Origin of the sequence: Microbacterium sp. bgisy189 (assembly GCF_965345345.1) — a bacterium.
Lineage (GTDB): Bacteria > Actinomycetota > Actinomycetes > Actinomycetales > Microbacteriaceae > Microbacterium.
This window is the reverse complement of record NZ_CBDRMZ010000005.1, coordinates 60,960-83,324: the sequence shown is the minus strand read 5'-3', so window position 1 is coordinate 83,324 and position 22,365 is coordinate 60,960. Positions and strand designations below refer to the sequence as shown.

Here is a 22,365-nt window from a genome sequence, read left to right as displayed (position 1 = left end):
CGGCCTGAACGAACGCCGGAAAGGTGCCCCCGTGATCGACGTGCTCGTCGCCGACGACGAGCGCCCAGCGCTCGACGAACTGGTGCATCTGCTGCGCGCCGACGAGCGCATCGGCGAGATCCTCACCGCGACCTCCGGTGCCGACGCGCTGCGGCAGCTGTCGGAGCGGGCGGTCGCCGTCGCCTTCCTCGACATCCACATGCCCGGCCTCACCGGGCTCGAACTCGCCACCGCACTCGCCGGCCTCGCCACACCCCCGGCGGTCGTGTTCGTCACGGCGGACGATGCGCGCGCTGTCGACGCGTTCGATCTTCGGGCCGTGGATTACCTGCTGAAGCCGGTGCGCGCCGAGCGGCTGCGTCGCGCCGTCGACCGGGCGATCGACCTCGCCGCGACCGGCGGCGAACCGGCAGACCCCGACGACGTCGTGCCCGTGACGGTGGGCCAGACGGTGCGGTTCATCCGCCGCAGCGACGTGCGGTGGGTGCAGGCGCAGGGCGACTACTCCAGGCTGCACACCGATGGCGGGGATGCCGTCGGCCACCTCGTGCGCATCCCCATCTCCGAACTCGAACAGCGCTGGGAGGCGGTCGGGTTCGTGCGGGTGCACCGCTCCTACCTCGTGCACGCCGCGGCGGTCACCGAAGCCCGCCTCGGCGGCGGTGAGCCGACCGTGTCGGTCGGGGCGGTGTCGCTGCCGGTCAGCCGACGGCTGCTGCCCGCCGTGCGCGACGCCCTCGTCGGCGACCGAGGCAGCGACCGGGGCTCGGAGCGGGGCTCGGAGCGAGGCACCGGGCGATGACGGGTGAGGCGCCGAAGCGGGTGCGCGTCACCGGCGCCCCGGCACGCCCCGCGGGGTCGAGCAGGTCCGACCCGACGCGCGGCATCGCCCTCCCCGGCGCGCCCGCCGACGAAGCGGATGCCGTGTACAGCCGTGCATTGCGCCGAACCCAGCTGCGGCTGGCGCTCGGCACCGTCGCGGGGTTCGTCGTGGTGGTCGTCGCGATGACTGTTGCGCTGGTGTGGGTGCCTGAACTCGACGATGTCGCCATCGCCGGCATCCCACTGTCGTGGCTGCTCCACGCGTTCGCGTTCTATCCGGTCATCGCACTCTTCGCGCTGCTCTACGCGCGCGCCGCGACCCGCAACGAGCAGCGGTACCGCGCCCTGCAGGAGCGCCCGTGAACCCCGCGCTCGACCTCACCGCTGTCGCCGGCGTCGCACTCGTCACGGTGCTGATCGGCGTGTACGGCGTGCGGGTCTCACGCACGACGAGCGACTTCTTCGTCGCCTCGCGCACGGTGCGGCCGGTGTGGAACGCGTCGGCCATCAGCGGCGAATACCTCTCGGCCGGCACGTTCCTGGGGCTCTCGGGCGCCGTGCTCCTCGGCGGTGCGCAGGGCTTCTGGTTTCCGATCGGGTACGCTGCCGGCTACCTGTTGGTGCTCGTGTTCGTCGCGGCCCCGCTGCGCCGAAGCGGTGCCTACACGATCCCCGACTTCATCGAGGCGCGGCTGCAGTCACAGCTCGCGCGGCGGGTGACGAGCATCATGGTGCTCGTCATCGGATGGCTCTACATCGTGCCGCAGCTGCACGGCGCCGGCATCACGCTCGCCGTCGTCGCCGGCCTGCCCACCTGGGTCGGGGCCGTCCTCATCGCGGTGCTGGTCGCCGGGGCGGTCGCGGCGGGTGGGATGCGGGCGATCACGTTCGTGCAGGCGTTCCAGTACTGGCTGAAGCTCACCGCGCTGCTCGTGCCGGTCGTGTGCATCGCGTTCGTGTTCACCGGCGGCCCGCAGCCGGTCGACGTCGCCGAGCTGTTCCCGCCCGCGGCGGGGCCGGCCGGGCTCGACGCGTACGCCTCGGCATCCCTCATGCTGGCGCTGCTGCTGGGCACCATGGGCCTGCCGCACGTGCTGGTGCGGTTCTACACGAGCCCCGACGGCGTCGCCGCGCGCCGCACGACGGTGCTCGTGATCGTCATGGTGAGCGTCTTCTACGCCGTCTCGAGCGCTATGGGGCTGCTCGCCCGCGCGCTCGCCCCCGACCTCGCCGAACCGGGCATCGCCGACACGGTCGCCCTGCTGCTGCCGTCGCGCGTCTTTCCCGGGCTGCTGGGCGAACTGCTGACGGCGCTCGTCGTCGCCGGCGCCTTCGCCGCGTTCCTCGCGACCTCGGCCGGGCTCGTCGTGTCGCTGGCGGGTGTCGTCAGCCAGGACGTGTTCTCGGGGTCGGTCCGCTCGTTCCGCCTCGCTGCCGTCGTCTGCGCGCTCGTGCCGCTCGTCGTGGCGCTCGTCACTGCACCGGCCGGACTCGTCTCGAGCGTCGGCGCGGTGTTCGTGTTCGCGGCATCCACCCTCTCGCCCGTCCTGCTGCTCGGGGTGTGGTGGCGCGGACTCACCGCGCGCGGTGCCGTCGCCGGGATCGTCACCGGGGCCGTCGCCTGCACGCTCTCGCTCGTCGTGCACGCCGCCGTCGACGGCGTCGGCGTCGCGGCCCCGCTGCTCGCCCAACCCGCCGCCTGGACGATCCCGCTCGCCACCGCCGTCACCGTCGCCGTCTCACTGCTTGACCGACGCGACCCGCCGCCGCACACCGACCGGTATCTCGCCCGCCTGCACCGGCCCGAGCGGGCCTGACGCGCCGCGGCGCGCGAGCGTGGGGCAGACTCGTGTGGTGACCGATCCGACGCCGCTGATGGACCGCATCCCCGCCGGATCCGAACCCGACGACGTCTACGACGCGTTCGCGGGCTGGGCGGGCGACCGCGGCTTCGCGCTGTACCCGGCACAGGACGAAGCGATCATCGAACTCGTCTCGGGCGCGAACGTGGTGCTCGCGACGCCCACCGGCACCGGCAAGTCGCTCGTCGCCGTCGCAGCACACGCGGCGTGCCTGGCTCGCGGCGGCCGCACCTACTACACCGCGCCGATCAAGGCGCTTGTGAGCGAGAAGTTCTTCGCACTCGTCGAGATCTTCGGCGCCGAGCGGGTCGGCATGGTCACCGGCGATTCGTCGGTCAACCCCGACGCGCCGATCGTGTGCTGCACGGCAGAGATCCTCGCGAACCTCGCCCTCCGCCAAGGAGCGGATGCCGTCCCCACGCCCCCTCCAGGCGTCGCTACCGCGCCGCCCGGAGCCTCCGGGCGCGTGGGCCCAGTCGATCAGGTCGTGATGGACGAGTTCCACTACTACGGCGACCCCGAGCGCGGCTGGGCGTGGCAGGTACCGCTGCTCACCCTGCCCCGGGCACAGTTCCTGCTGATGTCGGCGACCCTCGGCGACGTCACCGACATCGCCGATGACCTCACCCGCCGCACCGGCCGCGCCACGGCGCTCGTCACCGGCGTCGAACGCCCTGTGCCGCTGCACTTTTCCTACGAACGCCGCCCGGTGCACGATGTCGTCGCATCGCTGCTCGAAGAGCACGAGACCCCCGTCTACATCGTCCACTTCTCGCAGGCCGCCGCCGTCGAGCGCGCCCAGGCACTCTCCAGCGTCAAGGTCGCCGACCGGGCCCAGCGCGATGCCATCGCCGAGGCGATCGGCGGATTCCGGTTCACCACGGCATTCGGCAAGACGCTGTCGCGGCTCGTGCGGGCGGGCATCGGCATCCACCACGCTGGCATGCTGCCCCGCTACCGGCGCCTCGTCGAAACCCTCGCCCAGCGTGGCCTGCTGCGGGTGATCTGCGGGACCGACACGCTCGGCGTCGGCATCAACGTACCCATCCGCACGGTGCTGATCACGGCGCTCAGCAAGTACGACGGCACCCGGATGCGGCAGCTCACCGCCCGTGAGTTCCACCAGATCGCGGGGCGTGCGGGCAGGGCCGGCTACGACACGTACGGCAACGTCGCCGTCATGGCGCCGGAGTGGGAGATCGAGAACGCCGTCGCGCTCGCGAAGGCCGGCGACGACCCCGCCAAACGCAAGAAGATCGTTCGGAAGAAGGCGCCCACCGGCATCGTCAACTGGGGCGAGGGGTCGTTCGAACGGCTCGTCGCCGCCCAGCCCGAACCGCTCGTGCCGCAGCTGCAGCTCACGGCCGCGATGCTCATCAACGTCATCGGCCGAGGCGGTGACGTGTTCGGCGCGGTCCGTTCGCTCGTGTTCGACAACCACGAGCCGCCCGCGCGCCGGTACGAGCTGGCCCGCCGCGCCCTCGCGATCTTCCGCACCCTGCGCGCCGCCGAGATCGTGGAGGTGGATGACGCCGGCATCCACCTCACCGTCGATCTGCAGCCGAACTTCGCCCTCAACCAGCCGCTGTCGCCGTTCGCGCTCGCCGCCCTCGACCTCCTCGATCCCGAGTCGGACACCCTCCCCGTGCCGAACTCCGGAGAATCCACGCCGGTGGGCCCGGGGGAGCCGGATTCGGCCGATCCCACGCCGAATCTCAGGAGTTCGGCACGTACCTCGACCGGCACCGGCCACTACGCGCTCGACGTCGTGAGCGTGATCGAGGCGACGCTCGACGACCCGCGCGCGATCCTGGGGCAGCAGGAGTACAAGGCGCGCGGCGAGGCGGTCGCGGCGATGAAGCGAGACGGCATCGAGTACGACGAGCGGATGGCGCTGCTCGAAGAGATCACCTACCCGAAGCCGCTCGATGAGCTGCTGGCGCAGTCCTTTGAGGTGTTCGCGTCGAGCCAGCCGTGGGTGCGCGACTTCGAACTGCACCCCAAGTCGGTCGTGCGCGACATGTTCGAACGGGCGATGTCGTTCGGCGAGTTCGTGTCGTTCTACCAACTCGGCCGCAGTGAGGGCCTGGTGCTGCGCTACCTCAGTGACGCGTACCGGGCGATCCGGCAGACCGTTCCGGCCGACGCTCGCACCGACGACCTGATGGATGTCATCGAGTGGCTGGGTGAACTCGTCCGCCAGGTCGATTCGAGCCTCATGGACGAGTGGGAGGCCCTCGCCAATCCCGCCGACGACCCGGATGCCCCCGTCGTGCCGCCCGCGCCCCCGTCGGTCATCGCGAACCGCCGCGCGTTCACGGTGCTCGTGCGCAACGAGCTGTTCCGCCGGGTGCAGCTCGCCGCGCTGCAGGACGACGACGCGCTCACCGAACTCGACCCCGACGTGGACTGGCCGGCGGCGCTCGATGACTACTACGACGAGCACGCCGAACTGCTCACCGGCGGCCCCGCCCGCTCGCCCCGGCTCGTGCAGATCGTCGAGGAGCCTGAGCGCTGGCTCGTGGAGCAGACGCTCGATGACCCCGAGGGGCATCACGACTGGCGCATCCGCGGCACCGTGGACCTCGCGGCATCCGTCGAGGCCGGCACTGCCGTGCTCACCGTGACCGAGGTCCTGCGACTCTGACACGGGCGACCCTGGCCGGGTGTCGCCGGCACGGGCCATGATGGGGCGATGGCCACGCACCTCGCGTTCCTGCGCGCGATCAACCTCGGGTCCAAGCGCATCTTCCCGAAGGCCGACATCCAGCGCGTCGTCACGGATGCCGGCTTCGAAGACGTCGCGACCCACCTCAATACCGGCAATGTGCGCTTCGACACCCGGATGCGGTCGACCGAGCGCATCGCCGAGCGGCTCGAGCAGGCGTTCGCCGCCGACCGCGGGTTCGATGTGCCGACGATCGTGTTCTCGGCGTCGGAGTTCGCCGATCTCGCCGCCGCATCCGACGCGCTCGACGAGGCGCACCCGGGGCTCGCACGGCACTATGTCTACCTCTTGAAGGCGCCGCTGCCGGCGGCCCGCGCGAAGCAGGTCGAAGCGACCTCCCGCACGGATGTCGGTCGGATGCTGGTGCGCGGACGCGCCGTGCACGCCCTGTTGCTGCCCGGCTATCAGGACGGTCAGGTCGATCCGCTCGGCGCCGCGAAGCTGCTCGACGAGGGCACGAACCGCAACGCGAATGTCGTCCGCACCCTCGCGTCGAAGTGGTGCTGAGCACACAATGGATGGCGGGGGATGAGCGCACCATGGATGAGAAGTCAGACCGCGTCACAGCGGAGGCCGAGAAACTCGGCGGCGCCAAGGATGCTGGGGCCACCGACGCGCGGGCGATGAGACTCCGCGCAACCATCACCGACGCCCAGGCTGCGTTCTCGGGCGTGGATCTGGGGGCCGCTGCCGAGGACCTCTTCGACCCCGCAACCGGCCTTCCGCGCTCGGCCTCCGAGTGAGCGCGTGGGGATGACCGGCACCGGGTGTCGGCGGCCCGGGCTATCGTTGGGCGGGTGAGTGGAGCAGGCGGCTGGAGCGATGACCCGTACGCCGACCTCGACTGGAATCCCGACGACCTCGTTCCGCCAGACGACCACGACGCCCCGCCACCGCCGGAGTATGACGGATACGCGGGTGCGCTGTCACGGGCGACACGCGACACCCCGGCATCCACCCCGCCGCGGCAGCCTGCGCAGCGGCCCGCATCAGCCCCGCGTCCGGCAGCGATCGCTCCTGCCGTGCTGCAGCTCGACGCGCGCGACCATGTCGGCGCCGACCCCGTCGCCGTGCTCAAAGAGGTCTTCGGGTACGACGCGTTCCGCGGCGACCAGGGCGAGATCGTCCGCCACGTCATCGACGGTGGGGATGCCGTCGTGCTCATGCCCACCGGCGGCGGCAAGTCGATCACCTACCAGGTGCCCGCACTCGTGCGACCCGGCACCGGGCTGGTCGTCTCGCCCCTGATCGCCCTCATGCACGATCAGGTCGATGCGCTCACCGCCAATGGTGTGCGCGCCGCCTACCTCAACTCGACGCAGAGCCCGGGGGAGCGTGCCGGCGTCGAGCAGGCATATCTCGCCGGTGACCTCGACCTGCTCTACGTCGCCCCCGAGCGTCTCAGCGTGCCCGCGACCACGGCGCTGCTGCAGCGGGGGGCGCTCAGTGTCATCGCGATCGACGAGGCGCACTGCGTGTCGCAATGGGGTCACGACTTCCGTCCCGACTACCTCGCGCTCGGTGACCTCGACGAGCGGTTCCCGGGTGTTCCGCGCATGGCTCTCACTGCCACCGCGACCCGCGCCACCCACAAGGAGCTCACCGAGCGCCTGCGGCTGCCGGACGCGAAGCACTTCGTCGCCAGCTTCGACCGGCCCAACATCCAGTACCGCATCGAGGCGAAGGCCGAGGTGCGCCGCCAACTGCTCGCGTTCATCCGCGGTTTCGATACACCGGGCCAGGGGCCCGGCACTCAACCACCGGGTTCACGCGCATCTGGCATCGTCTACGCGCTCAGCCGCAAGTCGGTCGAGCAGACGGCCGAGCACCTGCGCACGCAGGGCGTCGACGCGCTGCCGTACCACGCGGGCCTCCCGGCCGAGGTGCGCGCGGCGAACCAGGCCCGGTTCCTGCGCGACGAGGGTGTCGTCATGGTCGCGACGATCGCGTTCGGCATGGGCATCGACAAGCCCGACGTGCGCTTCGTCGCGCACATCGACCTGCCGAAATCGGTCGAGGGGTACTACCAAGAGACCGGTCGTGCCGGCCGCGACGGCGAACCGGCCGTCGCATGGATGGCGTACGGTCTCGCCGACGTCGTTCAGCAGCGGCGCCTCATCGACCAGAGTCCCGGCGACCGCACCTACAAGATGCGCATGGGGCAGCACCTCGACGCGATGCTCGCCCTGTGCGAGACGGTCTCGTGCCGCCGCGTGAACCTGCTCGGCTACTTCGGGCAATCCTCCGACCCGTGCGGCAACTGCGACACGTGCCTCACCGAACCCGACACGTGGGACGGCCTGGTCCCCGCACAGAAGCTGCTGTCGACAATCGTCCGGTTGCAGCGGGAGCGCAACCAGGCGTTCGGCGCCGGGCACCTCATCGACATCCTCCGCGGCGGCTCGACCGAACGCATCCGCCAGCAGGGCCACGACAAGCTCGCGACCTACGGCCTCGGCGCCGACCTGTCGGAGCAGGACTGGCGCTCGGTCGTGCGGCAGCTGCTGGCCCGCGGCATCCTCGTCGCCCGCGGCGAGTACGGCGTGCTCGCGCTCGGCGACCCGGCTGCCGCTGTGCTACGCGGTGATGAGCCGGTGCCGTTGCGTCGCGATGTGCTCGGTCGCACCGGCGGTGGGTCGCGGGCACGCAAGGCGTCGGCGGCGGATGCGGTGGCCGACGGAGACCGCGACCTGTTCGAGGCGCTGCGCACCTGGCGCGCCGGTGTCGCGAAGGAGCAGGGCGTGCCCGCCTACATCGTCTTCGGCGACGCGACGCTGCGCGCTCTCGCCGAGCATCGACCCCGCACGACCGCCGACCTCGAGGGCATCACCGGCATCGGCGCGAAGAAGCGCGAGGCGTACGGCGAAGCCGTGGTCGCTGTGATCGCCGCCGACTGACCGTAGGCTGACCGCGGACGACGAGGTCCGAGGAGGCACCCGCATGACCGCGAGCAGCATCGAAATCGCCCAGGCCGCTGAGCTGCGGCCCATCACCCGCATCGCCGAATCCCTCGGCATCCCCGAAGACGCGGTCGAGCAGTACGGGCGGTACAAGGCGAAGGTGTCGCTCGGCCACCTCGCCGGTCTCGCCGATCGCTCCGGACAGGCCCAGGGCAAGCTCGTGCTCGTCACCGCCGTCTCGCCGACGCCGGCAGGTGAGGGCAAGACCACGACGACCGTCGGGCTCGGCGACGCGCTGACCCGCATCGGCGAACGGGCGATGATCTGCCTGCGCGAGCCCGCGCTCGGCCCCGTCTTCGGCATGAAGGGTGGCGCGACCGGCGGCGGCTACGCGCAGATCGTGCCGATGGAAGACATCAACCTGCACTTCACGGGCGACTTCTCGGCGATCGGGGTCGCCACGAACCTGCTCGCCGCGCTCATCGACAACCACATCCACCAGGGCAATGCCCTCGGTATCGACCTTCGCCGCATCACGTGGCGGCGGGTGCTCGACGTGAACGACCGCGCCCTGCGCGACATCGTCGTCGGGCTCGGCGGGACCGGCAACGGGTACCCGCGCGAGGCCGGTTTTGACATCGTCGTCGCCTCCGAGGTGATGGCGATCTTCTGTCTCGCGACGAGCATCGCCGACCTCAAACAGCGTCTCGGCGAGATCGTCGTCGCCTACAGGCACGACCGCACGCCAGTGCGCGCCCGCGACCTCGACGCGCACGGTGCGATGACCGCGATCCTGCGCGACGCGCTCGCGCCGAACCTCGTGCAGACCCTCGAGCACACGCCCGCGTTCGTGCATGGGGGGCCGTTCGCGAACATCGCCCACGGGTGCAATTCGGTGCTCGCGACGCAGTCGGCGCTGAAGCTCGCCGACTACGTCGTGACCGAGGCCGGGTTCGGTGCGGACCTCGGGGCTGAGAAGTTCGTCGACATCCTCTGCCGCACGTCGGGGCTGCGCCCCGCAGCGGCCGTCATCGTCGCGACGGTCCGGGCGCTGAAATACCACGGCGGGGTGGAGGTCGCCGACCTCGCAACCGAAGACGTGGATGCCGTGCGCCGCGGCGCCGTGAACCTTCGCCGCCATCTGTCGACGGTGCGCGATGTGTTCGGACTGCCCGCCGTCGTCGCCATCAACCACCGCGCCGAAGACACCCCTGCAGAACTTGCCGCCGTCGAAGAGGCCGCCCGCGCCGAGGGCGTGGAGGCGGTCGTCGCGCGCCACTTCGCCGAGGGCGGTGCCGGCGCCGAAGCCCTCGCGCGGGTGGTCGTGGAGCTGTGCGCCGAACCGAGCACGCTGCGGTTCACCTACCCCGATGATGCGTCGCTGTGGGACAAGATGACCGCCATCGCGACCCGGATCTACGGCGCCGGCGAGATCACGGCATCCTCCGCGGTGCGCGCTCAGATCCGTCGACTGCAGGACGATGGCTACGGCACGCTGCCGGTGTGCGTCGCGAAGACGCAGTACTCGTTCTCGACCGACGCGAATCTGCGCGGGGCGCCGACGGGGCACAGCGTCGATATCCGCGAGGTGCGTCTGGCTGCCGGCGCCGGGTTCGTGATCATGGTGTGCGGCGGCATCATGACCATGCCGGGGTTGCCCGCGACGCCCGCGGCGGCCTCGATCGACGTGGATGCCGAGGGCCGCATCGTCGGGCTGTTCTGACGCTCGCGCGGCCGGGTGAGCGCCGCGATGTCGGGAGGTCACAACCGTCCGCGGCGTCGCCCCCGACGCGGATTGTGTAGACCACCCAACAAGGTTGATGCACAGTTGTGGAAGTCCTACGGTCAGAGTCGACTTCCCATGTATGCATCGGCACCGAAAGGTGAGGCCATGACCGACACAGTCGTCCGCCCCAACAAGCCCGCGACCAGCAAGCGCACGCCCGCCGGTGGCGCCCCCACCACCGCGCACTCCGCCGCCGAGGCGCATGAGCCGCGCATCGACGTCGCGGCCGTCACCGACCTGCTGTTCGGCACCTGGGCCGAGACGCGCCGCGAAGCGCGCGAAATGATCAAGGATTCCGCGTTCTGGCGCATCGAGGGCCAACCCATGCCCGAGCACCGCGAGCGCGTGCTCGGCCAGCTCAAGCTGCTCGTCGACCACGGTGCCTCGGGCCGCGCCTACCCCGTCGAGTACGGCGGCAAGGGCAGCAACGGGTCGAACCTCGCCGGTTTCGAAGAGCTCGTCTTGGCCGACCCGAGTCTGCAGATCAAGGGCGGTGTGCAGTGGGGGCTGTTCGGCTCCGCCATCCACCAGCTCGGCACGAAGCAGCACCACGACGCCTGGCTGCGTGACGTGATGAACATGGAGCTGCCCGGCGCGTTCGCGATGACCGAGACGGGACACGGTTCCGACGTCGCCGCGATCGGCACGACGGCGACCTATGACCCTGCCACCGAGGAGTTCGTGATCCACACGCCGTTCCGCGGCGCCTGGAAGGACTACCTCGGCAACGCAGCCCTGCACGGCAAGGCGGCGACGGTGTTCGCACAGCTGATCACGGGTGGCGTCAACTACGGCGTGCACTGCTTCTTCGTGCCGCTCCGCGACGACGAGGGCGCCTTCCTGCCCGGTGTCGGCGGTGAGGATGACGGGGTCAAGGGTGGCCTGAACGGCATCGACAACGGGCGTCTGCACTTCGACCAGGTGCGCATCCCCCGGTTCAACCTGCTCAACCGCTACGGCGAGGTCGCCGCCGACGGGTCGTACTCGAGCGAGATCCCGAGCCCCGGCCGTCGCTTCTTCACGATGCTCGGCGCGCTCGTGCAGGGACGTGTCTCGCTCGACGGCGCCGCGACCGTCGGTGCCGCGCTCGCTGAGTACATCGCCGTCACGTACGCGAACCAGCGCCGTCAGTTCGACTCGGGCGCCGGCACCGAAGAGGTGGTGCTGCTCGACTACGGCAAGCACCAGCGGCGCCTGCTGCCCCGCATCGCCCAGACGTACGCCCAGTACTTCTCCCACGACGAGCTGCTGCGCAAGTTCGACGGCGTCTTCGGCGGCACCGCCGACACCCCCGAAGAGCGCGAAGACCTCGAGACCCTCGCCGCAGCGCTGAAGCCGCTGTCGACGTGGAACGCGCTCGACACGATTCAGGACTGCCGCGAGGCGTGCGGCGGTTCGGGCTTCCTCGCCGAGAACCGCATGGTGGGCCTCCACCAGGACCTCGACGTGTACGTCACCTTCGAGGGCGACAACAACATCCTGCTGCAGCTGGTGGGCAAGCGTCTGCTGTCGGATTACGCGAAGCAGTTCAAGGGCGCCGACGCTGCGGCACTGGCGAAGTACGCGGTCGGCCAGACGGCTGGCAAGGTCTTCCACGGTGCCGGGCTGCGCCGGTTCGGTCAGGCCGTCGCCGACTTCGGTTCGACCGCGCGTTCGGTCGAGCTGGGGCTTCGCGCCGAGCAGCAGCATGAGCTGCTCACCGATCGTGTCGAGCAGATGATCTCCGACATCGCCACCCGCCTGCGCCCGGCGGCGAAGGCGTCGCAGGCCGAGGCGGCCGCGATGTTCAACGCAGTGCAGGCGGAGCTCATCGAGGCCGCTCGCGCGCACGGCGAGCTGCTGCAGTGGGAGGCGTTCACCGACGCTGTCAACAAGATCGAGGACGAGGGCACCCGCCAGGTGCTCACGTGGCTGCGCGACCTGTTCGGGCTGTCGATCATCGAGAAGCACCTCGCCTGGCACATCATCAACGGGCGCCTGTCGACCCAGCGTGCCGCGTCGGTCGGCCGCTACATCGACCGCCTCGCGCTGCGCCTGCGCCCGCACGCGCAGGACCTCGTCGACGCTTTCGGGTTCGAGCCCGAGCATGTGCGCGCACCGATCGCGTCGGGCGCCGAGCAGGCCCGCCAGGACGAGGCCCGCGCGTACTACGCCGACCTCGCCGCCTCGGGCAGCGCCCCTGTCTCGGAAAAGTCGCTCAAGAAGAAGTGACAGAGCACTCCGGGGCGCGTGGGGAAGCGCCCCGGGGTCCCGACCCGACGTTCGCGGGTCACACCCGGGCGGCGCGGGCGTGGCGCAGGTGCTGCACTGCGCTGATGACGACGATTGCGGCGAGCACGACGTAGAGGACGATCGTCAGCGGCGACGCGACGAGGATGCCGGGGTCCCCCTCCGACACGGCGAGCGCTCGGCGCAGCTGGGTCTCGGCGAGCGGACCGAGGATCGCGGCGATCAGCACCGGCGCGAGCGGAATGTCGAAGCGTCGCATCGCGAAGCCGACCACGCCGATGCCGAGCGCCATCCACAGGTCCACGGTGCGCGAGGCGAGCGCGTAGACGCCGAGCATGGCGAGCACCGTGATCGTCGCGTACAGGTAGTGGCGGGGGATCAGCAGGAGCTTGGCCCAGACCGCCGCGAACGGCAGATTGATGATCAGCAGGATGATCAGCCCCAAGAACAGGCTCGCCAGCAACGGCCATACGAGGTCGCCGCTGCGCTCGAACAGCAGGGGGCCGGGCTGCATGCCGTACTGCTGGAACGCGGCGATCATCATCGCGGCGGTCGCCGATGTCGGGATGCCGAGGCCCAACAGCGCGCCCATCGCCGAGCCTGCGGTGGCGTTGCCGGCTGCCTCCGGGGCGGCGACACCGCGCAGCGATCCGGTCGTGCCGAATTCGGTGTCGCTGCGGCGCCTGGCCAGCCGCTTCTCGGTGCCGTAGGCGAGGAAGGTGGGCACCTCCGAGCCGCCCACGGGGATCGCGCCGAACGGAAGGCCGAACGCGGTGCCGCGCAGGAACGGGAGACCGACGGTGCGCCACTCCCGCAGGCTCAGGAACGGCGAGCCCTTCGGGGCGATGAGCTTTCCGGCGCCGCCGTCGCGACGGATGTGGCCTGACACGTGCAGCACCTCACCGATCGCGAGCAGTCCCACGGTGATGACGATGATCGAGATGCCGTCGAACAGCACCGGGCTGCCCATCGTGAACCGTTCCGCGCCGCTCATGCCGTCGATGCCGACGAGCGCCAGCGCGAAGCCGAGCCCGAGGGCGACGAGGCCGCGAACGATCGATTCGGAGACGACGGCCGAGATCGCGACGAACGCGAAGACGGCGAGCGCGAAGTACTCGGCGGGGCCGAACACCTTCGCCAGTTCGACGATCGCGGGCGCGAAGAAGACGACGAGCACGCACGCGATGAACCCGCCGATGAAGGCCCCGATGGCGGCGGTGCCGAGGGCTTTGGCCGCCATGCCGTTCTTCGCGAGCCGGTGCCCTTCGAACGTGGTCGCGATCGCCGACGAGTTGCCGGGCGTGTTCAGCAGGATGCCGGCGGTCGAGTCGCCGAACAGGCCGCCGAAGTAGATCGAAGCGAACATGATGAACGCGCCGGTCGGGTCGAGGCTGAACGTCACCGGCAGCAGCAGAGCCACCGCCATCGCGGAGCCGAGTCCGGGGAGCACCCCGACGGCGGTGCCGAGGATGGCGCCGATGACGAGGAACAGCAGGTTCTGTAGGGTGAAGGCGACCTGGAAGCCCTCGGCCAGGTGGGTCAGCTGATCCACGGGAACGCTCCTTCGAGGATGCCGGCCGGCAGCGAGAGCCCGAGCCCCGCGCCGAACGCCAGCTGGATGATGGATGCCACGATCGCCGCGACCGCGATGTCGAACAGCGGCCGTTTGCTGCCGAAGTTCCAGGCGAGCACCCAGAACAGTGCGGCGGCGCTGATGAGCCACCCAAGGATCGGCAGCAGCACGATGAAGCCCGCAAGTGCCGCGACGGCGATGCCGAGCGTGCGCCAGTCGGTGCCGGCGGGCGTGGCCTCGACATCCGTCCCTGCATCCGCTCCGTCACCGCGTGCTGCGGCGATCTGCTCCGGGGTGAGCACCCGGATCTCGCTGGTCGCGTCGAGGTCGCCGAGGTCTTCGAGCATGTCGGTCGAGATCTCGGTCGGCTCGCCGGCGGCGTGGGCCCGGCGCGGCGACCGCACGACCGTGATGCCGTGCGCGATGCCGACGCCGTACAGCAGCACGGTGACGATGATCGGGAAGAACTGCGGACCGGGAAACGCGGTGCCCTCCGGCACGGCCATCGTGACGGTGCCGACGGTCAGCGCGATCGCGAGCGTCAACACGGCCGCCGTCACGACGAGCTCGCCGTATCCGGTGTACCAACGCGGCATCCGCTGCACCCGCAGCGTGCCGGTCGTCTGCGGCCCGGTCACAGTCCCAGCTCCGTCATGATCTGCGTGGTCCTCTCGGTCTCGGTGCCGATGAACGCATCGAGTTCGGCACCCGTCATGAAGCTGTCGACCCAGCTGTTGCGGGCGAGGGTCTCTTGCCAGTCGGAGGTCTCACGCATCTCGGTGACCATCGCGATCAGTTCGTCGCGCACCTCGTCGCTGATGCCGGGCGGGGCGACGTAGCCGCGCCAGTTCGCCATCGCGACGTCGTAGCCCTGCTCGACGAAGGTCGGCACGTCGATGCCGTCGACGGGTTCGGCGGCCGAGATCGCGAGGGCGCGCAGGTTGCCCGACTCGATCTGGTCGCGGAACTCGTTGTACCCCGACAGGCCCGCTTCGGCCGTGTGTGACAGCAGGGAGGTGACGACCTCGCCGCCGCCCGGATAGGCGAGGTAGTTCGCGTCGCTCGGGTCGACGCCGGCGGCCGAGGCGAGCATGCCCGACAGCAGGTGGTCGATGCCGCCCAGCGAGCCGCCCGCGATCGCGGTGCCGCCCGGGTTCTCGGCGACGGCCGCGACGAAGTCGTCGAGGGTCTCGTAGGGGGAGTCGGCCGGCACGACGAGCACGTTGAAGTCGTCGGCCAGTCGCGCGATCGGGGTGACGTCCTCGAGGGTCACGGCCGAGCCGTTGACGACGATGCCGCCGAGCATGACGCCGCCGGTCACCATCATCACGTCGTGGCGGTCGCCCATGCCGGCGAGCTGCCCGAGGCCGATCGTGCCCGAGGCGCCGGGGATGTTGACGACCTGGATGCCGCCGGCGATCGTGTTGTCGCGCATGACGCGCTGGCTCTCTCGCGCGAAGGTATCCCAGCCGCCGCCCGGTGAGGCGGGGGCGACGATGGTGAGTTTGGTTCGCGGGCTCGCTGCCGAACCGGCCGTGCTCGCACTGACGGCGGCGACGGCGAACAGGGCCGCTGCGGCGACACCGACGACGGTGGAGATGATCCTCTGGCGCACGGGCTCCTCCTCTGCACTGCGCTGTGCGTGTGGTCAGCGCCCCATCCGGGGATCGGACGCGCACCTAGACTGGACGATGCGGCGCCGACCCGGCACTCCACCGGGTGGTTGTGCTCATTGATGATCACGACGCGGAGGTGTGCCACGGAGAAGGTCGCGGACTCCCCGATGCGCGGCAGGATGCTGACGATCCTGCTGATGCAGTGCCTCGTCGTGCTCGTGTGCGTCGGCGCCACGACGGCGGTCGCCGTCGCCGTGCAGGAGCGGAGCCTGCGCGACGCGACCCGGGAGCGGGTGCTCGATGTGGCGACGAGTCTGGCCGCGCTCGAGCAGGTGCAGCAGGCGATGGGGCTCCCCGTCGAGGAGGCGGCCGCGTCGCTGCAGCCGCTGGCCGATCTCGTCCAGGAATCCGCGGGCGTCGACTATGTCGTGATCCACGATGACGACGGCATCCGCATCACCCACCCCACTCCCGCCGAACGCGGGAAGCGGGTCTCCACCGACCCGACAGCGACCCTCGCCGGTGAGACCTCCATCGGCTCGGAGGAGGGCACCGTGGGCATGACCCTTCGGGCGAAGGTGCCGATCGTCGTCGACGACGACGTGGTCGGGGGCGCCTCGGTCGGCATTCTGGAGAGCAGGCTCGCCGCCGACGTCGGCGACGCGATGTGGGGGCTGCTGCCCTGGGTCGTGGGATCGGCGATCGTGGGATGCCTGCTGAGCGGCGTGCTGACCTGGTTCATCCGGCGGCGGGTGCGTCGCCTCGAAGACGCGGCTCGTGAGTTGCAGGCGCAGCGCCGGGTCTCGGCGGCGCTGCGCGATCAGTCGCACGAGTTCCACACCCGGCTGCACGTCATCCGCGGCCTCATCGCCGAGGGATTCGACGACGACGCACTCGACTACATCGGCGGCATCGTGCCGGTGACCGGGGCGTCCGCCGGTCCCGACGTCGGCGGCATCGACGACCCCGTGGTCCGCACCGTGTTGGAGTCTGCAGCCGAGCCGCTGCACGCCCGAGGCGGGATGCTGGTGCTCGACCCGGCGTCGACGGTGGAGTCCGGTTCGTTCGACGACGACGCACTGCTCGTGCTCTCGAACCTCGCCCGCAACGCGGTCGAAGCGGCGCGCGACCGCGTGGAGGTTCGGGTCGTGGCGGCGGGAGACGGCATCCACCTGCGCGTCGACGACGACGGCGACGGGATCGCCGAATCCGATGTGCCGCGCGTGTTCGAACGCGGCTACTCGACGAAAACCGACGCCGAGGGACACGGTGTGGGCCTCGACCTGGTCCGCCGCACCGTCGTCCGTCGCGGCGGCACGATCGAGGTGGGTCGGGCAGATGGCGGCGGTGCGCGGTTCACGGTGGACCTGCCGTCGGCGCGCGTCGGAGACCTCGCATGAGCGGCGACATCCGCACCGTCATCGTCGACGACGACCCGGCCGTGCAGCGCCTGCACGCCGCGTACCTCGCCGATGCGCCCGGGTTCGTCCAGGTCGGTTCGGCACGAACCGGTGCGACCGCCGCCGACCTCGTCACGCGCGCCGATGTCGACTTCGTCCTGCTCGACATGAACCTGCCCGACTTCAGCGGCATCGAAGTGCTGCATCGGCTGCGCATCGTACGCGACTGGTCGGTCGACGTGCTCGTGATCAGCTCGGCCCGCGACACCACCACGGTGCGCCAAGCGCTGTCGGCGCAGGTCGTCGGCTACCTGACGAAGCCCTTCACGAAGGAGGCGTTCCTGCAGCGCCTCGCCGACTACCGGGCCCGCCGCGTCGACCCGGCCGGTGAAGCGCGGCTGCCACTCGGCCAGGGCGAGATCGACGCGCTCGCCGCCGGGCGCTCGACGCTCGCGGGCGAGACATCGGACGACCAGGCGCCACTGCCGAAAGGGCTGTCGCCCGCCACGATGCAGCTCATCGTCGACGCCCTCGACCCCGTCGTCGCGGCCAGTGCGCGCGAGGTCGCAGGCCGCACCGGCGCGGCGGTCGTGACGGTGCGCCGCTACCTCGACCACCTCTCACGGACTGGCGCGGTCACCGTCTCGCACCGGTTCGGCGCCCGCGGGCGCCCCGAAGTGCTCTACCGGCGCACCGTCGGCTGATCGGCGGTGTCGGAGGCGGGGTTTAGGCTGACGCCGTGACCGACACCCGAACCGGCCCGGACGGGCGGGAGCGCTGCGCCTGGGTGGGGGATGACGCCGAGTACCGCCGCTACCACGACGAGGAGTGGGGGCGCCCGCTGCACGGCGATCGGGCACTGCTCGAGAAGATGAGCCTCGAGGGGTTCCAGGCTGGCCTGTCGTGGATCACGATCCTGCGCAAGCGCCCGCGGTTCCGTGAGGTGTTCGCAGGCTTCGACCCCGACGTCGTCGCCGCGTTCGACGAGGCCGACGTCGAGCGGCTGATGACGGATGCCGGCATCGTCCGCAACCGCGCGAAGATTCTCGCGACGATCGGCAACGCCGCCCTCGTGCGCGACATGGCGCCGGGTGAACTCGACGCGCTCATGTGGTCGTTCGCCCCCGCGCCGAAGCCGAGGCCGCGCGACTTCAGCGAGGTGCCCGCGACGACCCCGGCATCCGATGCCATGAGCAAGACCCTGCGCAAGGCGGGGTTCCGGTTCGTCGGCTCCACCACGATGTACGCCCTCATGCAGTCCAGCGGCATGGTCGACGACCACGTCGTGGGATGCTGGCGGGCGGACGCCACCCGAGAGGACATCCCTTGACTGAGCACATCGCCGATTCGCACGAGGTCATCCGGGTGATCGGGGCGCGCGAGAACAACCTGAAAGACGTCTCGGTCGACATCCCCAAGCGTCGCCTCAGCGTCTTCACCGGGGTGAGCGGCTCGGGCAAGTCGTCGCTCGTGTTCGGCACGATCGCCAACGAGTCGCAGCGGCTCATCAACGAGACCTACCCCACGTTCGTGCAGCAGTTCATGGGCCAGCTCAGCCGACCCGAGGTCGACGGGCTCGAGAACGTGAGCCCCGCGATCATCGTCGACCAGGAGCGGATGGGCTCCAACGCGCGCTCCACCGTCGGTACCGCGACCGACGTGCACGCCATGCTGCGGCTGCTGTTCAGCCGCATCGGCGCCCCGCACGTCGGGTCGCCGCAGGCGTTCAGCTTCAACGTGCCGTCGGTCAAGGGCGCGGGCGCCGTCACGCTGCAGGTCGGCAAAGACAAGGGCAAGAAGGAGCGGCGCTCGTTCGAGATCACCGGCGGCATGTGCCCGAACTGCGAGGGGCTCGGCCAGGTCAGCGACATCGACCTCGACGAACTGCTCGACCGTTCGATCTCGCTCGCCGACGGCGCGATCAAGGTGCCCGGCTACACGGCCGACGGCTGGATGGTGAAGGGCTACACCGAATCGGGGTTCGTCGACCCGGCCAAGCCCATCGTCGACTACACCGAGCAAGAGCTGCACGACTTCCTCTACAAGGAGCAGACGAAGGTCAAGATCGCGGGCATCAACATGACCTACGAGGGTCTCGTGCCCAAGGTCACCAAGTCGATGCTGCAGAAGGACCGCGACGCGCTGCAGCCCCACATCCGCGCCTTCGTCGACCGGGCCGTCAAGTTCATGCCGTGTCCGGAATGCGACGGCACGCGCCTGAACGAGGGCGCCCGCTCGTCGAAGATCGGCGACGTGAACATCGCGGATGCCGCCGCGATGCAGATCACCGATCTCGCCGCCTGGCTCGCGACGATCGACGACCCGTCCGTCGCGCCGCTCATGGCGGGCCTGCGCCAGACCGTCGACTCGTTCCTGCGCATCGGACTGGGCTACCTGTCGCTCGATCGCTCGTCCGGCACCCTGTCGGGCGGCGAGGCGCAGCGCATCAAGATGATCCGGCACCTGGGGTCCGCCCTCACCGACATCACCTACGTGTTCGACGAGCCGACCGCGGGGCTGCACCCGCACGACATCCAGCGCATGAACGCGCTGCTGCAGCAGTTGCGCGACAAGGGCAACACAGTGCTCGTCGTCGAGCACAAGCCCGAAGTCATCGAAATCGCCGACAACATCGTCGACCTCGGTCCCGGCGCCGGCCGCGCCGGCGGACAGATCCAGTACATCGGCGACGTCGCGGGCCTGCGCGCCAGCGACACCCTGACCGGTCGCCACCTCGACCACCGCGCACAGCTGAAAGGCAGCGTGCGCACCCCCACCGGTGCGCTCGAGATCCGCGGGGCCACGCAGCACAATCTGCAGGGCGTCGATGTCGACATTCCCCTCGGCGTGCTGACGGTCGTCACGGGCGTCGCCGGGTCGGGCAAGTCGTCGCTCATCCACGGCAACGTGCCGGGCTTCGCTGATGTGGTCGTCGTCGACCAGGCGCCCATCAAGGGGTCGCGTAGGTCGAGCCCGGCCACCTACACCGGCATCCTCGACGCGATCCGCTCTGCGTTCGCGAAGGCCAACGGGGTCAAGCCCGGTCTGTTCAGTGCGAACTCCGAAGGCGCCTGCCCCGCGTGCAAGGGGCTCGGCGTGATCATCACGAACCTCGGCTACACGCAGTCGGTCGAGACCCTGTGCGAACTGTGCGAGGGCAGCGGCTTCGGCGACGCCGTGCTCGAATACGAACTCGACGGCAAGAACATCGCAGAAGTGCTGGCGATGTCGGCGGCCGAGGCGGCGGACTTCTTCACGAAGGGCCCGGCGGCAACGACGCTCGACCGCATGATCGACGTCGGCCTCGGCTACATCACGCTCGGCCAGGCCCTGAACACCCTCTCCGGCGGTGAGCGGCAGCGCCTCAAGCTCGCGATCTCGATGGCGAAGAAGGGCGCGATCTACGTGCTCGACGAGCCGACCACGGGGCTCCACCTCGCCGACGTCGACAACATGCTCGGCATGCTCGACCGACTCGTGGATGCCGGTAACAGCGTCATCGTGATCGAGCACCACCAGGCCGTCATGGCCCACGCCGACTGGATCATCGACCTCGGCCCCGGCGCCGGCCACGACGGCGGGCGGATCGTGTTCGAAGGCACGCCGACAGACCTGGCCGCGCAGCGCACGACCCTCACCGGCGAGCACCTCGCCGCCTACGTCGGCGCCTGAGTCCGGTACGTTTCGTCTCGGCCCTGCGGGCCTCGCTCAACGACCGGATACCTGCCCGCCCCGGTCGTTGAGCGAGCGCAGCGAGACGAAACGCGTCAGGCCCCCGACAGAGGCGGCAGTGCCGCCGCGACCCCACCCACCCCGCCAGCAGTGCCAGCAGGAACAAGAAGAACTCGTCGCCTCCGCAAGTGAGATCGCCACGGCGCCCGCCGCGCACGCGGCCGCCCACGCCAGAGGGCTGCGCAGCAGGCGCCACCCACCCGACCCCGATCTCCGACTTCTGGGGGATGCGCCCGCCGCGGGTGTCGGCGAGGCTGAAGGCATGACCACTGCAGCGCAGCCTCCCGCACCGAGCACCCGCGCCATCGCGCCCGACGTCGCCCGCGGCCTCATGCTGCTGATGATCGCGCTTGCAAACGCGCCATGGCTGGCGTTCGACGTGACCCGCGGGTTCACGCTCAGCCACGCGAAGGACGCCGAGGGACTCGACCTCGCCTGGCAGGTCATCTCGATCATCGCGATCGACGGGCGCAGCTATCCGCTGTTCGCGTTCCTGTTCGGCTACGGCATCTGGCAGCTCTACCGACGTCAATACCAGTCGGGCATCGACGAGCGATCGGCCCGCCGACTGCTGCAGCGCCGGCACCTGTGGATGCTGGCATTCGGGGCCCTGCATGCCCTGCTGCTCTGGTACGGCGACATCATCGGCGCATACGGGTTGACGGGTCTCATCATCGTCGCCGCGCTGCTCGGCCGCAGCGACAAGGCATTGAAGATCACGGCGTGGATCCTCGCCGGCCTCATCGCGATGGGCGCCGTGTTCAGCGTCGTCTCGGCGATCGTGCTGCAGTTCCTGCTCGATGGCGGCATCGTCGACAGAGCCATGTTCGAGACCGGCGGCTTCGACCCGTTCGCGCTGCTCGCCATCGACGATTACGGGCTGTCGATGGTCGTGCGGCTCGGTGTGTGGGTGGCCATGACGATCGGGCAGGTGCTGTTCATGACGGTGCCGCTCGCCGTGATCCTCGGCATCCTCGCCGCGCGCCGCGGACTGCTCGACAGCCCGGCCGACCACGTGCGGGCGCTCCGCCGGCTCGCGGTGGCGGGCATCGCGATCGGCTGGATCGGCGGCGCCCTCACCGCCCTGCAGTTCGTCGGTGTGCTGCCGCTCGACGACGTGCTCGACTGGGGGCTGCAGGGCGTGCACTCGCTGACCGGTGTCGCGTGCGGTGTCGGGTACGCCGCGGCGTTCGGACTGCTCGCGATCCGGATGCAGCGGCGCCCCGGCCCGGTCGGCTTCGCCTTGCAGGCGGTCGGCAAGCGGTCGATGACCAGCTACCTCCTGCAGTCCGTCGTCATGGCGCCGCTCCTGTCGCCGTGGGGATTCGGCGTGGGCGAGCGCATCACGCCGCTCGCCCTTGTCGCGGTCGCGGTCGGCACATGGTTGGCGACGGTCGCCGTGGCGGTGCTGCTCGAGCGGGCGGGGCGCCGCGGACCGGCCGAATGGTTGCTCCGTCGCCTCGCCTACGGCCACCGCGCCGTCGCCGCGCCGACCCCCGTGACAGCCAGCGACCACCGCCCCGCGGCCGCTACCGAAAGTCGCACATGATCTGCGAAAAGTGATCGCGACGGATGGGGAGTACTCCCCACCGGTCCGAATCGCGTGATCGCGGGCCCTCACGTAGGCTGTCAGGGTCGTCGCCCGGGGGGAGCAGTGCCGGAATGAGAGCCTTTGCGTGGCTACGTGCGCGTCCGCGCGCGGTCGCATCCGTCAGCG

The 22,365-nt window shown here is 70.4% G+C and carries 17 protein-coding genes; 14 read left to right on the top strand and 3 right to left on the bottom strand.

What is annotated here, in order from left to right; genetic code table 11:
* Positions 1-31: 31 nt before the first annotated feature.
* The 9 genes from ACSF8R_RS08430 (at position 32) to ACSF8R_RS08390 (ending at position 12,309) form a co-directional block, all read left to right on the top strand.
* Complete coding sequence (locus tag ACSF8R_RS08430) at positions 32-802, top strand: LytR/AlgR family response regulator transcription factor (RefSeq protein ID WP_434811421.1); 771 nt, start codon at positions 32-34, stop codon at positions 800-802.
* On the top strand, positions 799-1,185 hold the full coding sequence (locus tag ACSF8R_RS08425) for a heavy metal transporter (protein ID WP_434811420.1): 387 nt from the start codon (positions 799-801) through the stop codon (positions 1,183-1,185). Before ACSF8R_RS08430 ends, ACSF8R_RS08425 begins: the two co-directional genes overlap by 4 nt.
* Positions 1,182-2,639, top strand: coding sequence for a cation acetate symporter (locus tag ACSF8R_RS08420; RefSeq protein WP_434811419.1), 1,458 nt, complete (start codon positions 1,182-1,184; stop codon positions 2,637-2,639). The genes ACSF8R_RS08425 and ACSF8R_RS08420 overlap by 4 nt, the downstream gene beginning before the upstream one ends.
* 58 nt (positions 2,640-2,697) lie before the next feature.
* Entirely contained in the window at positions 2,698-5,331 is a 2,634-nt protein-coding gene (locus ACSF8R_RS08415) for a DEAD/DEAH box helicase (RefSeq protein ID WP_434811530.1), read from the top strand.
* A 48-nt stretch (positions 5,332-5,379) separates the two neighbouring features.
* Positions 5,380-5,919 carry a DUF1697 domain-containing protein gene (locus ACSF8R_RS08410; RefSeq protein WP_434811418.1) on the top strand — a complete coding sequence of 180 codons (540 nt, stop codon included), beginning with the start codon at positions 5,380-5,382 and terminating at the stop codon, positions 5,917-5,919.
* A gap of 32 nt (positions 5,920-5,951) precedes the next feature.
* Positions 5,952-6,155: a hypothetical protein gene (locus ACSF8R_RS08405; protein ID WP_434811417.1), complete on the top strand. Its 204-nt coding sequence runs from the start codon at positions 5,952-5,954 to the stop codon at positions 6,153-6,155.
* Positions 6,156-6,209: 54 nt separating this feature from the next.
* On the top strand, positions 6,210-8,309 hold the full coding sequence (gene recQ, locus ACSF8R_RS08400; protein ID WP_434811416.1) for a DNA helicase RecQ: 2,100 nt from the start codon (positions 6,210-6,212) through the stop codon (positions 8,307-8,309).
* A 43-nt stretch (positions 8,310-8,352) separates the two neighbouring features.
* Positions 8,353-10,035, top strand: coding sequence for a formate--tetrahydrofolate ligase (locus tag ACSF8R_RS08395; RefSeq protein WP_434811415.1), 1,683 nt, complete (start codon positions 8,353-8,355; stop codon positions 10,033-10,035).
* Between the two features lie 168 nt (positions 10,036-10,203).
* On the top strand, positions 10,204-12,309 hold the full coding sequence (locus ACSF8R_RS08390) for an acyl-CoA dehydrogenase family protein (protein ID WP_434811414.1): 2,106 nt from the start codon (positions 10,204-10,206) through the stop codon (positions 12,307-12,309).
* Positions 12,310-12,367: 58 nt separating this feature from the next.
* Here ACSF8R_RS08390 and ACSF8R_RS08385 read toward each other — a convergent pair whose 3' ends face one another.
* Genes ACSF8R_RS08385 through ACSF8R_RS08375 form a run of 3 tightly spaced genes read right to left on the bottom strand, consistent with a single transcriptional unit; the run spans position 12,368 to position 15,515 of the window.
* Positions 12,368-13,879 (bottom strand): tripartite tricarboxylate transporter permease, encoded by a 1,512-nt coding sequence (locus ACSF8R_RS08385; RefSeq protein ID WP_434811413.1) that lies wholly within the window; start codon positions 13,877-13,879, stop codon positions 12,368-12,370.
* The gene (locus ACSF8R_RS08380) at positions 13,867-14,538 is read right to left on the bottom strand and encodes a tripartite tricarboxylate transporter TctB family protein (RefSeq protein WP_434811412.1); all 672 of its coding nucleotides are present in this window, start codon (positions 14,536-14,538) and stop codon (positions 13,867-13,869) included. The genes ACSF8R_RS08385 and ACSF8R_RS08380 overlap by 13 nt, the downstream gene beginning before the upstream one ends.
* Entirely contained in the window at positions 14,535-15,515 is a 981-nt protein-coding gene (locus tag ACSF8R_RS08375) for a Bug family tripartite tricarboxylate transporter substrate binding protein (protein ID WP_434811411.1), read from the bottom strand. Before ACSF8R_RS08375 ends, ACSF8R_RS08380 begins: the two co-directional genes overlap by 4 nt.
* Positions 15,516-15,695: 180 nt before the next feature.
* Between ACSF8R_RS08375 and ACSF8R_RS08370 the strand changes: the two genes are divergently transcribed.
* The 5 genes from ACSF8R_RS08370 to ACSF8R_RS08350 all read left to right on the top strand — a co-directional run bounded on the left by ACSF8R_RS08370 (position 15,696) and on the right by ACSF8R_RS08350 (position 22,197).
* Positions 15,696-16,916, top strand: a complete 1,221-nt coding sequence (locus ACSF8R_RS08370) for an ATP-binding protein (protein ID WP_434811410.1) — start codon at positions 15,696-15,698, stop codon at positions 16,914-16,916.
* Positions 16,913-17,620 (top strand): response regulator, encoded by a 708-nt coding sequence (locus ACSF8R_RS08365; RefSeq protein WP_434811409.1) that lies wholly within the window; start codon positions 16,913-16,915, stop codon positions 17,618-17,620. Before ACSF8R_RS08370 ends, ACSF8R_RS08365 begins: the two co-directional genes overlap by 4 nt.
* 35 nt (positions 17,621-17,655) lie before the next feature.
* Positions 17,656-18,246 carry a DNA-3-methyladenine glycosylase I gene (locus tag ACSF8R_RS08360; protein ID WP_434811408.1) on the top strand — a complete coding sequence of 197 codons (591 nt, stop codon included), beginning with the start codon at positions 17,656-17,658 and terminating at the stop codon, positions 18,244-18,246.
* Positions 18,207-20,588 carry an ATP-binding cassette domain-containing protein gene (locus tag ACSF8R_RS08355; RefSeq protein ID WP_434811407.1) on the top strand — a complete coding sequence of 794 codons (2,382 nt, stop codon included), beginning with the start codon at positions 18,207-18,209 and terminating at the stop codon, positions 20,586-20,588. Before ACSF8R_RS08360 ends, ACSF8R_RS08355 begins: the two co-directional genes overlap by 40 nt.
* A 322-nt stretch (positions 20,589-20,910) precedes the next feature.
* Positions 20,911-22,197: a DUF418 domain-containing protein gene (locus tag ACSF8R_RS08350; protein ID WP_434811406.1), complete on the top strand. Its 1,287-nt coding sequence runs from the start codon at positions 20,911-20,913 to the stop codon at positions 22,195-22,197.
* Positions 22,198-22,365: the final 168 nt, after the last annotated feature.

Bases quoted from the DNA above. Each gene is read 5' to 3' on its own strand.
- ACSF8R_RS08355 (WP_434811407.1), top strand. From the start codon at position 18,207: ATGCTGGCGGGCGGACGCCACCCGAGAGGACATCCCTTGACTGAGCAC.
- ACSF8R_RS08405 (WP_434811417.1), top strand. From the start codon at position 5,952: ATGGATGAGAAGTCAGACCGCGTCACAGCGGAGGCCGAGAAACTCGGC.
- ACSF8R_RS08370 (WP_434811410.1), top strand. From the start codon at position 15,696: ATGCTGACGATCCTGCTGATGCAGTGCCTCGTCGTGCTCGTGTGCGTC.
- ACSF8R_RS08390 (WP_434811414.1), top strand. From the start codon at position 10,204: ATGACCGACACAGTCGTCCGCCCCAACAAGCCCGCGACCAGCAAGCGC.
- ACSF8R_RS08350 (WP_434811406.1), top strand. From the start codon at position 20,911: ATGACCACTGCAGCGCAGCCTCCCGCACCGAGCACCCGCGCCATCGCG.
- ACSF8R_RS08395 (WP_434811415.1), top strand. From the start codon at position 8,353: ATGACCGCGAGCAGCATCGAAATCGCCCAGGCCGCTGAGCTGCGGCCC.
- ACSF8R_RS08365 (WP_434811409.1), top strand. From the start codon at position 16,913: ATGAGCGGCGACATCCGCACCGTCATCGTCGACGACGACCCGGCCGTG.
- ACSF8R_RS08410 (WP_434811418.1), top strand. From the start codon at position 5,380: ATGGCCACGCACCTCGCGTTCCTGCGCGCGATCAACCTCGGGTCCAAG.
- ACSF8R_RS08415 (WP_434811530.1), top strand. From the start codon at position 2,698: ATGGACCGCATCCCCGCCGGATCCGAACCCGACGACGTCTACGACGCG.
- ACSF8R_RS08425 (WP_434811420.1), top strand. From the start codon at position 799: ATGACGGGTGAGGCGCCGAAGCGGGTGCGCGTCACCGGCGCCCCGGCA.